This is a genomic window from Myxococcus sp. AM010, from assembly GCF_013372585.1.
GTDB classification, from domain to species: domain Bacteria; phylum Myxococcota; class Myxococcia; order Myxococcales; family Myxococcaceae; genus Myxococcus; species Myxococcus vastator.
In genome coordinates this window covers 53031-65565 of sequence record NZ_JABXEO010000021.1, presented here as the reverse complement: position 1 = coordinate 65565, position 12535 = coordinate 53031, and the positions used below count along the sequence as shown (strand labels likewise).

10 protein-coding genes are annotated in these 12535 nt (G+C 70.1%); 9 read left to right on the top strand and 1 reads right to left on the bottom strand.

The window, feature by feature from the left end:
- Window positions 1-200 precede the first annotated feature (200 nt).
- The 9 genes from HV826_RS13250 to HV826_RS13210 all read left to right on the top strand — a co-directional run bounded on the left by HV826_RS13250 (window position 201) and on the right by HV826_RS13210 (window position 10944).
- Window positions 201-1691, top strand: coding sequence for an MFS transporter (locus HV826_RS13250; protein ID WP_176417379.1), 1491 nt, complete (start codon window positions 201-203; stop codon window positions 1689-1691).
- A 257-nt stretch (window positions 1692-1948) separates the two neighbouring features.
- A complete protein-coding gene (locus HV826_RS13245) occupies window positions 1949-3949 on the top strand; it encodes a M36 family metallopeptidase (protein ID WP_255217198.1) in 2001 nt (666 codons plus the stop codon).
- Between the two features lie 95 nt (window positions 3950-4044).
- Window positions 4045-4539: a TlpA disulfide reductase family protein gene (locus HV826_RS13240; RefSeq protein ID WP_176417377.1), complete on the top strand. Its 495-nt coding sequence runs from the start codon at window positions 4045-4047 to the stop codon at window positions 4537-4539.
- Window positions 4540-4573: 34 nt separating this feature from the next.
- Entirely contained in the window at window positions 4574-4876 is a 303-nt protein-coding gene (locus tag HV826_RS13235) for a hypothetical protein (RefSeq protein ID WP_176417376.1), read from the top strand.
- A gap of 156 nt (window positions 4877-5032) precedes the next feature.
- Window positions 5033-5293, top strand: a complete 261-nt coding sequence (locus HV826_RS13230; protein ID WP_176417375.1) for a hypothetical protein — start codon at window positions 5033-5035, stop codon at window positions 5291-5293.
- Window positions 5294-6856, top strand: a complete 1563-nt coding sequence (locus HV826_RS13225) for an efflux RND transporter periplasmic adaptor subunit (protein ID WP_176417374.1) — start codon at window positions 5294-5296, stop codon at window positions 6854-6856.
- Between the two features lie 5 nt (window positions 6857-6861).
- Window positions 6862-9933: an efflux RND transporter permease subunit gene (locus HV826_RS13220; RefSeq protein WP_176417373.1), complete on the top strand. Its 3072-nt coding sequence runs from the start codon at window positions 6862-6864 to the stop codon at window positions 9931-9933.
- A 45-nt stretch (window positions 9934-9978) separates the two neighbouring features.
- Entirely contained in the window at window positions 9979-10248 is a 270-nt protein-coding gene (locus HV826_RS13215; protein ID WP_163782009.1) for a DUF2277 domain-containing protein, read from the top strand.
- Between the two features lie 108 nt (window positions 10249-10356).
- Window positions 10357-10944, top strand: a complete 588-nt coding sequence (locus HV826_RS13210; RefSeq protein ID WP_217918610.1) for a cysteine hydrolase family protein — start codon at window positions 10357-10359, stop codon at window positions 10942-10944.
- Here HV826_RS13210 and HV826_RS13205 read toward each other — a convergent pair.
- Window positions 10932-12464 (bottom strand): methyl-accepting chemotaxis protein, encoded by a 1533-nt coding sequence (locus tag HV826_RS13205; protein WP_176417371.1) that lies wholly within the window; start codon window positions 12462-12464, stop codon window positions 10932-10934. The genes HV826_RS13210 and HV826_RS13205 overlap by 13 nt on opposite strands.
- Between the last annotated feature and the right edge of the window lie 71 nt (window positions 12465-12535).

The following is a 12535-nucleotide window of genomic DNA, read 5'->3' as shown; positions in this document are numbered from 1 at the left end:
CCGTCTCCTCGTCCGTTCATATAGTTCAAGACCGCTTGAACTGCACCTGATTCCAGCGCCGCTCAGCAGCCGGGCGCGGACGGGTGCCAGGGCATGTGGGACAGCCGCGCCGCTGCCGCCTGGAGGGCGGCCGAGCGCCCTGGGGCTCACCCGGAGTGGATTGAGAGGGCCCGGCGGAGCGTGCGACAGAGAGCGGACCTGTGACTCGCGCAGCCCTCCGCCGGAAGTTCCTCCGCAGCTTCAGCTTCGCCTCCCTTGCCTCCGCGGTTCCGCTGTTCCGGCCCGGCGCGTCCCTGCCCGGCTCGACGGCGCCGCTCCTGGGCGCGCCGCCCACGGACGGGCCCGGGCCCCAGGTGCGCCCCCAGCAGGGCCGGCTGCGCCGGACGCTGGGTGTCTCCGTGGTGGAGGGCATGTTCTCGGAGGTCTTCACCGCGTGCGCGGGCGCGACGGTGCTCACCGCGTGGGCCATCGCGCTGAAGCTGGGGCCCTTCCTCGTCGGGGTGATGACGGCCCTGCCCTTCTTCGCGCAGTTCGTGCAGTTCCCCGCGGCCTGGCTGACGGGCCTCTTCGGCCACCGGCGCGTGGCCCTCACCGCCGTGTGCCTGTCCCGCGTGGTGATGTTCCCCCTGGCGGTGTTGCCGTGGCTGGACCTGCCCTTCGAATCCCAGCAGCGCCTGCTGCTGACGGTGGCCGGCGGCTCCGCCGCGCTGAGCGTGGTGGGCAACAACGCCTGGGTGGCGTGGATGGGAGAGCTGGTGCCCCGCGCCGTCCGGGGCCGCTTCTTCGGACGCCGCACCGCGCTCACCACGCTGGCGGGCACGCTGGCCTCTTTGGGCGCGGGCCTGCTGATGGACCGGCTGCGCCCCACGGGCGGCGTGGGCGTGGCCCTGCCCCTGCTCGCGTTGGGCGCGTGCGTCATGGGCATCGTCACCACCCTGTTCATGGCCTCGCAGCACGACCCGGCGCCCCCGGGCACCACCCCGCCCCTGGAGCTCAAGGGCGCGCTGGTCCCTTTCAAGGATGACAACGCGCGCCGGGTGCTCACCTACCAGGTGACCTGGAACGCGGCGGTGGGGGTGTCCGCGCCCTTCTTCGCGCTGCACAGCCTCCAGAACCTCCAGATGACCTTCGTCGTCATGGCGCTGCACGCCGCGGCGGTGGCGGGCGTGCGCATCCTGACGGCGCCGCTCTGGGGCCGCGCGATTGACCGCTGCGGCGCCCAGCCCGTGTTGATGGCGTGCTCACTGGGCATCGCCGCCATCCCCGCCCTGTGGCTGCTGCCCTCCGCGGGGACGCTGTGGCCCCTGCTCTTCGACGTCCTCCTCGCCGGGGCGCTGTGGAGCGGCCACGGCCTGGCCATCTTCGAGCTGCCCCTGGCGGTGGCGCCCCGGAAGAACCGTCCCTTCTATCTGGCCGCCTTCGCCACCGCCGGCGGCCTGGCCTATGCCGCCGCGGCCGCCCTGGGAGGCGCCATCGCCGCCGCGCTGCCCACCCAGTTCACCTTGGGAGGCCAGGTCTGGGTGAACCTGCACGTGCTCTTCGTGCTGTCCTCGGTGGCCCGCCTGGGCGCGGCCCTGCTCACGGCGCGCATCCCCGAGCCCGGCGCCCACCCCGTGCGCTCCGTGAGCGCGATGCTGTCGCGCCTGCTTCCGCGGCCAATCGCTGCTCATCGCACCGCGTTAGACGATTGACACTCAAAAGACATGACAGCGCCATTGCTTGTCATACTGCGGGACTGTGCAAATTCGTCGCGCAAAACCGGAGAATTCCAGACTAGCTGGTGATTTGCTATTTTCACTCAAAGTATGCTTTCTGCCGTGCCAGCACCGCAGCTCCCAGAGAGCGCGGTCAACCCGCAGTGCAGGAGCACGACATGTCCTCAGGTCCTTACCGAAGGCGCCTTTTTCATGCGGTGTTTCTCGTGGGAACCCTCTCGGGTTCTGCCGCAATGGCAGTCCATTCGGAGGAAGGCGTTCGCAATTACGATGCGCGTGATGCCTACAACGCGCAGGCTCGGTTTGGCGTCTCGTCTGCCCAGAAGTCCAGCCAGGCCGCGCTGAGGCAGACGGTGCCGGAGCTGATGGTGGAGTTCGACGAGTCCAACGGCCTGGTGCGCTCGCTCACCAATCCGGTGGGTGCGCTCTCCAGTCCGCGCAGCGGCGACCCGATGGCCATTGGCCTGGACTTCGTCCAGAAGCACCGGGACGCGCTCGGGCTGGGGCTCAACGACCTGGCGAACCTCGAGGTGACGGACCGCGTCTATTCGAAGGTGAGCGGCATCACCAACCTGTACCTGCGCCAGACGTACCGGGGCCTGCCCGTCTACAACGGCCAGCTCCAGATCAACGTGGACCGCGATGGCCGCGTGCTCAGCGTGCACAGCGACTTCCTCCCGGCCCTGGAGTCCTCGCTCGCGGGCACCTCGCCCCGCCTGAGCGCCGCGGACGCGGTGGTGGGCCTGGCGAAGCACCTGGGCGTCCGCATCTCCGCGGCGCCGGAGGCCCTGAAGGCCGAGCCCGGCGCGCGCCAGCGCACGCGCGTGGCGGTGGAGGGCCTGTCCACCGAGCCCATCGACGCGGAGCTGGCGGTGCTGCCGGTCCGCCGAGGTGAGGCCCGGCTGGTGTGGCGCTTCCAGGTCCACACCCTGGACAGCGACCACGCCTACGACGTCACCGTGGACGCGTCCACCGGCGAGGTGTGGACGCGCTTCGACTGGGTGGCCGCCGATACCTACCGCGTCTACCCCATGCCGGTGGAGAGCCCCAACCACACCACGCCGCTGCCGCCGTCGGACGGCCGCGTGCTGGTCACCAACCCCGCCAACACCACGGCGTCGCCCTACGGCTGGCACGACACCAACGGCGCGGCTGGCGCCGAGTACACCACCCTCCGCGGCAACAACGTCCACGCCTACGAGGACACCGACAACAACGGCCAGCCGCCCGCCTCGCAGCCCAACTGCACCGCGTCCCTCGCCTGCAGCTTCCCCATCACCCTCACGGGCGCGCCGTCCACGTACATCCCCGCGGCCGTCACCAACCTGTTCTACTGGAACAACATCATCCACGACGTCCAGTACCAGTACGGCTTCGACGAGCGCTCCGGTAACTTCCAGGTCAACAACTACGGCCGGGGCGGCGTGGGCAACGACGACGTGCGCGCGGAGGCCCAGGACGGCGGCGGCATGAACAACGCCAACTTCCTGACCCCGCCGGACGGCCAGCGGCCGCGCATGCAGATGTACCGCTGGAACACGGTGACGCCGAACAAGGACGGAGACCTGGACGCCGGCATCATCGTCCACGAGTTCGGCCACGGCATCTCCAACCGCCTCGTGGGTGGCCCCAGCAACGTGTCCTGCTTGTCGAACCGCCAGCAGCCGGGCGAGGGCATCAGCGACTTCCTGGCGCTCTTCTACACCGCGAAGGCGACGGACACCGGCGCGCAGGGCCGCGGCGTGGGCACCTACGCCTTGAACCAGCCCACCACGGGCCCGGGCATCCGCCCCCAGCGCTACAGCACCAGCCCCTCCGTCAACACCTGGACCTACGCCAGCATCAACGGCATGGCGGTTCCGCACGGCGTGGGCGCGGTGTTCGCCCAGGGCATGTGGGAGGCCTACTGGGCCCTGGTCAACCACCACGGCTTCAACTCCAACCTGTACAACGCCACGGGCACCGCGGGGAACCAGCGCATGATGCTGTACTTCACCCAGGGCCTGAAGAACACGCCGTGCAGCCCCACCTTCACCCAGGTGCGTGACGGCATCATCACCGCGGCCACCACCCTGCACGGTGGCGAGGACGTCTGCCGCCTGTGGACGGCCTTCGCCGCCTTCGGCCTGGGCAGCAACGCCGTGTCCGGCAGCTCCGGCAGCACGGCGCCCACCAACGGCTTCGCGGTGCCCGCCGCCTGCGCGTCCTTCAGCGCGACGGCGGCCAAGCTCTAACCGTTGAACGCCACCGGGCCGGAGCTCCCTCGTGGGCTCCGGCCTGGCCCCAGTCGCGCATGGCAGGCGCCGCGTCTTGAGGTATCACCCTCTGGATGCGCCCCCCCGTCGCCTTGAGCATGCTCCTGCTCGGCCTGTCGCCACTGGCCTGGGCCTGCAAGAGCGAGCCACCGCCAGCCTATGTCCGGCTCCACGAGGCTGCGCCCGCGCTCGCGGACGTACCGCCCTCCCGCGCCGTGCTCGTCGTGTTCTGGGCGACGTGGTGTCCCCCTTGCCGGCAGGAGACGCCCCAGCTCGTCGCCCTGGCCAAGGCGCCTCCCGAGGACCTCCAGGTCGTGGTCTTCAGTCATGACGAGACACCCCAGGCGGTGGAGTCCTTCTTCGAAGGGCCTCCGCCCACGACGCTCCACCTGCGCCTGGACACGGGCAAGCAGGCCGGCAGCGCGTTCGGCGTGGAGCAGCTCCCCGTCAGCGTCCTCGTGGTGGACGGCGGCCAGGTCGCCCGCTTCTCCGGCCCCCGGGACTGGAATGCCCGCGCCATGCGTCGGCTGCTGGAACGCTTGATACGCGAGTCACACCCGCTGGATTGACACCGACAGGCCCCTTTTAATAAGCCGGTCCTGAATGCAGTTCCTCCTGCGATTCCTCGCCGTGCTCCTCGTCCTGATGACGGGCGGCGTCTTCCAGACGCTGGCCCTGGCGTCGGACGTGCACGACGACTGCGCGGAAGAGTCCTCCGACGAGTGCGAGGACTGCTCGCCCAGCTGCGTGCTGTGCGTGTGCTGCCCGCTGAGGGCCGCCCCCGGTCCCGCGTCATCCATCGCGCGTTTCATCCCGCCGCCCCGGCCGCTGCCCATCCCCTCGCGCGTGGATGAGCCCACGCTCTCCGGCGTGGGGACCGACATCTTCCAGCCGCCCAAAGCCTGACACCGCCCTTCACGGGAGACGTGTGTCTTGGCGAGGGCCGTGGCCGGATGTGCCCGCACGTCCTCCCGCTCCGCCCAAGCCCTGTCCGACCTTCCCGCGCACCTTCGCGCGGACCACCACCGCCGTGGGCGCGCGCCCCGGCAGGAGCGCTTCACCATGCACTCGCTGCGTACGCTGTCCGTCGTCCTGTCCCTGTTCGCCGCCCCCGTCCTGGCCGACGAGAGCAAGCCCGCCCAGACTGCCGCGTCGCAGAAGCCGCGCTGCGAGCACGGCGTCCAGAAGCGCCTCTGTGCCCGCTGCAACCCGAAGCTGGCCCCCGTCTTCAAGGCCAAGGGTGACTGGTGCCCCGAGCACGCGCGGCCCGAATCCCAGTGCGTCCTCTGCAACCCGGAACTCGCCAAGAAGGGCGTGAAGTAGATGCGTGCCTCCCGAGTCGGCCCCAGCGTCCTGGCGGTGCTGCTGGCACTGAGCGCCGCCAGTTGCAGCCAACCAGCGAGTCCCTCCACGGCGAAGGCGCCTCCTCCGCCGCCAACCGCCTCGGGAGGCACGTCCACCCCGTCCGAGCTCGCGCGCTGTGAGCACCGCGTCCCCGCGGAGCTGTGCACCCGGTGCAACCCCGACCTCATCGACGTCTTCAAGGACCAGGACGACTGGTGCGGTGCGCACGGCGTCCCCGAATCCCAGTGCTTCCAATGCAACCCGGACCTCGCGTTCACCGCGCGGGACACCGCCCCCAAGGATTGGTGCAAGGAGCACGCGGTCCCCGAGTCTCGCTGCACCCAATGCAACCCGTCGCTGGTCGCGAAGTTCATCGAGGCCGGTGACTACTGCCGGGAGCACGGCTTCCCGGAGTCCGTCTGCCCATACTGCCACCCGGAGTTGGTGAAGGCCGCGGGTGCCCAGCCCCCCACCTTCCCCGAGCCGGGCACACGCGTCCGCCTCGCGTCCGCCGAGACGGCCCGCGAGGCTGGCATCCAGACACGCCGCGCGGTGAAGCGGCCCTTTGCCCGGACCCTGGACGTCGTCGGGCAGCTCGACTTCAACCAGAACCGGCTGGCGCAGCCGTCCGCCCGCAGCGAGGCGCTGATAACGGACGTCCGCGTGGACGTCGGCGACGAGGTGAAGGCGGGCCAGCCACTGGTGCTGGTCTCCTCGGGGGCCGTGGGCGCGGACCAGGGACGGCTGTCGGCGGCCCAGTCGCGGCTGACGGTGGCGCGCTCGGCGCTCGAACGCAAGCAGCGGCTGGCCGCGAGCGGAATCAGCGCACGAAAGGACGTCGAGACCGCCCAGGCGGAGGTCGCGGCCGCGGAGGCCGAGCGCAATGCCGCCCGCGCCGCGCTCTCCGCCGCGGGCGCCAATGTCCAGGGCCCACAGGGTACCTATGCCCTGTCGGCGCCCTTCGCGGGGACGGTGGTGGCACGAGACGCCATCGCCGGACGCCATGCGTCCGCCGGACAACCGCTCATCCAGGTGGCGGACCTGAGCACCATGTGGGCCCTGCTGGAGATTCCGGAGGCTGACGCGGCCCAGGTTCGCCCGGGACAGCGCGTCACCCTCACCTTTGAAGGCATGCCCGGACAGACGCGTGACGCCACGCTCACCCGCGTGGGCGCCTCCGTGGACCGGGCCTCTCGCACGGTGCGCGCCCGGGTCGAGCTGCCCAACCCCGACGGCGCCCTCAAGGCCGGGCTCTTCCTCAGGGCCCAGGTGCAGGTCGCCCCGAAACATGAGGCGGTGCTGGTTCCCCACGCGGCCATCCAGCGCGCACATGGCCAGACGCTGGTCTTCGTGCGCAAGCAGCCAGGGCTCTACGAGCCCGTCGCGGTGGAGCTGGGCGCCAGCACGCGCGAGGAGGTGGAGATCGTCAAGGGGCTCTCGGCGGGGGCGGAGGTCGTCACCACCGGCGCCTTCCTTCTCAAGACGGAGATCCTCAAGGACGCCATCGGCGCGGGCTGCTGCGAGACGGCGGGAGGCGAGTAGCCGCGATGCTCACCCGGGTCATCGAATGGTCGTTGTCCCACCGCTGGGCCGTCCTGCTCGGAACGGGGGCCCTCGTCGTTTCGGGCCTGCTCGCCTTCCGGGCGCTGCCCATTGACGCCATCCCGGACACGACGCCCACGCAGGTGCAGGTCAACACCGTCGCACCGGCGCTCACGCCCAACGAAGTGGAGCGCCAGCTCACCGTCCCCGTGGAGCAGGCGCTCGCGGGCTTGCCTCGCGTCAGCGAGCTGCGCTCCATCTCCAAGTTCGGCCTCTCCCAGGTCACCCTCCAGTTCGAAGACGGAACCGACCTGTGGTTCGCGCGGCAGCAGGTGTCCGAACGGCTGAGCCGGGTGCGGATGCCAGCAGGCATCGCGCCCCCGACGCTCGGGCCCGTCGCCACCGGCCTGGGCGAGGTCTTCCACTATCTCGTCAAGAGCCGGACGAAGGGACTCGAGGAGCTGCGCACCCTGCACGACTGGGTCATCGCGCCCCAACTGCGCAGCGTGCCGGGCGTGACGGAGGTGAACGCCTGGGGCGGCGAGGAGAAGCAGTGGCACGTCATCGCCGACCCGCGCCGCCTGCAACAGTTCAACCTCTCCCTTGGAGACCTCTACCGGGCGCTGGAGGAGAACAACGCCAACGTCGGGGGTGGCGTGCTGGAGCGAGGCGGCACGGCGACGCTCGTGCTCGGGGTGGGCGTGCTCGCGGACGGCAAGGCCATCGAGGACGTGGTCATCGCGGCGCACCACGGCGTCCCCGTGCGCATCCGGGACGTGGCCCGCGTCAAGGTGGGCCATGAAATCCGGCGCGGCGCCACCACCGCGGATGGCGAGGGCGAGGCCGTGCTGGGCCTGGGCTTCATGCTGGTGGGCGAAAACTCCCACACGGTGACCAGGGCGCTCGCCCAGCGGCTGGAGGACCTCCGGCGGACGCTGCCGGAGGACGTCCGCGTGGAGCCCGTCTATGAGCGCACCGAGCTGGTGGACCTCGTGCTGCGCACCGTCCGGACCAACCTGCTGGAGGGCGCGCTGCTCGTCACCGCGGTGCTCTTCATCTTCCTGGGCAACTGGCGCGCCGGCCTCATCGTGGCGGCGGCCATTCCGCTGTCGCTCCTGTTCGCCTTCAACGCGATGCTGCGCTTCGGCATCGCTGGCACGCTCATGTCGCTAGGCGCCATCGACTTCGGGCTCGTCGTCGACTCCTCCGTCATCATGGTGGAGAACGCGGAGCGGCGGCTCTCCGAGGCCCGGGACGGACGCTCCCTGCTGGAGGTGGTGCGGGATGCCGCCGTCGAGGTCCGCAAGCCCACGCTCTTCGGCGAGCTCATCATCATGGTGGTCTACCTGCCCATCCTCGCCCTCGAAGGCGTGGAGGGGAAGCTGTTCCGCCCCATGGCGCTCACGGTCATCTTCGCGCTCCTGGGCAGCGCGGTGCTCTCCATGACGCTGATGCCAGTGCTGGCCTCCTTCGCGCTGAAGCGAGGCGTTGGCGGCCCCCACCCCGAGCCACGGCTCATGCGCTGGCTCCAGCGCCTCTACAGGCCCGTCCTCGCATGGGCGCTGGCCCACGCGCGGGTCACGCTGACGGCCGCCGCGCTCCTCATCGTGGGAGCCACCCTCGCCGCCACGCGCCTCGGGAGCGAGTTCGTCCCCCGCCTGTCCGAAGGCACGCTCGTCATCAACACGGTGCGCCTGGCGGAGGTCTCCCTCTCCGAATCCATCCGCTATGGCAGCCAGATAGAGCGGGTCCTGCTGTCCCGGTTCCCAGACGAGGTGCGACGCGTCTGGACGCGGACTGGCACCGCGGAGGTGGCCACGGACCCCATGGGCGTCGAGCTGTCCGACGTCTTCATCACCCTTGAACCCCGGGCGCAGTGGAAGCGGGCCGCCACACAGGAGGAGCTGGTGAACGAGATGAAGGCAGAACTGGCGGACCTCCCGGGCATGCGCATGGCGTTCCTCCAGCCCATTGAAATGCGCGTCAACGAGATGATCGCGGGCGTGCGAAGCGACGTCGGCATCAAGCTCTTCGGGGATGACCTTGACGTGCTCAAGGCCAAGGCCCGCGAGCTGGAGGCCCTGGTGAGGGCCATTCCCGGCGCCGCCGACGTCACCGTGGAGCAGGTGACGGGCCAGCCCGTGCTGGAAATCGCGGTGGACCGGGCCGCGGTAGCCCGTTACGGGATTCCCGCCCGCTCCGTCCTCGACGTGGTGGAAGCGGTGGGCACGCGCATCGTCGGAGAGGTGCGCGAAGGCGAGCGGCGCTTCGACCTGGCGGTGCGCCTCTCCGAGGAGTACCGCGAGGAGCCCACGCGGCTCGCCACCATCCCCGTGGCCGCGCCCGGCGGCGAGCGCGTTCCCTTGGGACGGCTGACGCTCATGAAGGAGACGTCCGGCCCCACCACCATCCAGCGCGAGTGGGGCAAGCGGCGGCTGGTGGTCCAGGCCAACGTGAGCGCGCGCGACCTCGGCGGCTTCGTCGCGGAGGTCCGCCGCACACTCGACGAGAAGCTGGAGCTGCCCGCGGGCTACTACCTCCGCTACGGTGGTCAGTTCGAACACCTCGAGCGCGCGCAGACGCGCCTGCTCATCGTGGTGCCAGTCGCGCTGGCGCTCATCTTCCTGCTGCTCTACCTCACCTACCAGCGTGTCCTGGACGCCGTGCGCATCTTCGCGGGCGTCCCCTTCGCGCTCGTGGGCGGCGTGCTCGCGCTCCTGCTGCGGGGCCTGCCCTTCTCCATCTCCGCCGCCGTGGGCTTCATCGCCCTGTCCGGGGTCTCCGTCCTGGGGGACATGGTGCTCGTCTCACGGGTCCGCGCCCTGCTGGAGCAAGGCCAGGGCCTGGGCGAGGCCATCCGTCAGGCGGCCGTGTCCCGGCTGCGGCCCGTGTTGATGACCGCCGCGGTGGCCGCCATCGGCTTCGTGCCCATGGCGCTCAACACCGGCGTTGGCGCGGAGGTCCAGCGGCCCCTGGCCACGGTCGTCATCGGAGGCATCCTGTCGTCCACCCTGCTCACCCTCGTGGTGCTCCCAGTCCTCTATTCGGTCTTCGGCGCCGGGAAGGACACGCCCTGACAAGGAGTCCGTGTCAGTTCTCCGGACTCGCTCTACCCTGTGGGCATGTGCCGGAACATCAAGCCCCTGTTCAACTTCGCGCCGCCCGCCACGGACGCAGACATCCGCGCGGCGGCGCTTCAATTCGTCCGGAAGATCGCCGGGACGCGGACGCCGTCGAAGCAGAACACCGACGCCTTCGAGGTCGCCGTCGAGGAGATCTTCCAGAGCTCGAAGCGCATGCTCGACGGCCTGGTGGCCACCACGCCTCCCAAGGACAGGGCCCGCTTCGAGGCCATGAAGCGCCTGCGCTACAAGAAGGCCGAGCCGCGCTGACGGAGGAGACTCCCCGTCCCCCGCAGCCATGCCTACCCTTCCGCTCGGCAGCCTCCTGAAGACGGGGTGGATGTGACGCGGAAGTCCAGAAGCTCGAAGCCACGGCAGTTGACGTCAGCGGGGAAACGCTCCGACACGGCCCTGCTCATCATCGACGTCATCAACGACCTGGACTTCCCCGGCGGGGAGAAGGTCCTCCCCTGGGCCCTGCGCATGGTGGAGCGCCTGGGCCCCTTCACGGCGAGGATGCGGCGGGCCCGCGTCCCCGTCATCTACGTCAACGACAACTTCGGGTACTGGCGCAGCAACTTCCGCGACACCTACGCCCACTGCACCCGCAAAGGCAGCCGGGGCCAGCGCGTCGCCCGGGCCCTCAAGCCGAAGCCGGATGACTACTTCATCCTCAAGCCCAAGCACTCGGCGTTCTTCGCCACCTCCCTGGTGCCCTTGCTGGAGCACCTGGGCACCCGGAAGCTCATCCTCGCGGGCCTGGCCACCAACCTGTGCGTCTTCTTCAGCGCCCATGACGCGCACATGCACGAATACCCGCTCACGGTGCTGAGCGACTGCTGCGCGGCGGAGAGCGACCACGACCATGACCTGGCGCTCTCCCAGCTCCAGCGCTTCCTCCACGTGCGCGTCTGCCGGAGCGATGAGGTGCGGCTGAGCGCGAAGCGGCGCCGTCAGATGTCGTAGGCCCGGACGACCTGGGAGACGCGCTCGGAGAGCATCTTCAGGGACAGGGCGGAGTCGCTGGTCGTGGAGATGCGGGACACGGTGTCCGTCATCAGGGTGTTCAGCTCGTTGACCGCGGTGAAGATCTGCTCGATGCCCGTGGCCTGCTGGCTGACCGTCCGCGCGATCTGCCGCGCCGCCGCGGTGCTGTCCTCGACGATGGCGGTGAGCTGCTTCAGGGTCTCCCCGGACGTGCGGACCTGCGTCAGCCCCGCCTCCATGAGCTCGGTGCCTTCGACGGTGATCTCCACCGTGCCGATGATGGCCTGATTGATGTCCTGGAGGATGCGCCGGACCTGGTTGGTGGCGCGGATGGACTGGTCCGCCAGCGCGCGAATCTCCTTCGCCACCACGACGAAGCCCTTGCCGTGCTCCCCGGAGCGCGCCGCTTCAATGGCGGCGTTGACGGCCAGCAGGTGGGACTGGTCCGCCAGGTCCTTCACCGTCTCGGTGATGCCGCTGATCTGCTTGGTCCGCTCGCCCAGGGAGGTGATACGCGCGGCGATCTCCGACACCTGGTTGCGCACCTCCTCCATGCCGTCGATGCTCGCCGAGACGGCCTCTTCGCCGGTGCGGCTCAGCTGCTCGGCGCGCTCGGCCACCTGGATGACGGACTCCGCGGAGCCCGACGCCAGCATCGCCGTCTGGCGAATCTCCTGCGCCGTCACCTGCGTCTCCTGCAGCGCGGCCGCGTGGCGCGTCACCATCTCATTCTGCTGGTCCGCTGACTCCGACAGCCCAGACACCGAATCACTGAGCAGCTCCGTGGAGGACTGGAGCTGGTGAAGCAGCTCCTTCAGCTTGCCCACCAGCAAGCCCACGGCCCGCGCGAGCTGCCCCACCTCGTCATCCGAGTCGATGCGAATGGTCTGCCGCAAATCGCCGTGCTCGGCGATGTGGCGCACCGCGGAGGAGAGCTGGAGCAAGGGCGCCACGATGGCGCGGCTGACCATGAAGGCCGCCGCGACGAAGACGAGGAGCGCGACCAGCACGGTGAGACCCACGTTCGCCAGCGCGCCCTCCACGCGCCCACGCGCATGGGTCCGGTCGAAGCCCACGTGGACCCAGCCGGCGTCACCCGGAACCGGCGCCACCAGGTCCTGCAGCTCCGTGTCTCCATCCCGCAGGACGAGCCCACCCACGGAGGACTTCAACTGCTCGCGAGCATCCCGCAGCACCTGGGCCTTCTCACCGGCCACGCCCACCAGCGTCCCGCCCGCGTCGAAAGCGGCGACGTAGGCCAGCCCCCCATGTCGCGCCACGGCCTCCAGCGTCTGCTGGACCTCGTCGTGCGCGCTCCGCTTCATGCCGTCCGCCAGCGCGGAGGCGAGCACCGTGGGCAGCGCGCCGCTCAGCTCCCGCCCCTGCGCCTCGAAGGCTTCCTGGAGCCGAGGCACGGTGTAGCCCTGTGAGAGGAAGACGAACAGGAGCGCCACGACGATGGGCGCCAGGGTGATTTTATGAGTGAGTGAGAGTCGCATCCGGCCGTGCCCGACTCGGGCTCAAAACGGGGAATGATGCTCCATCCAACAATCCAGACGCGTCGCATTGT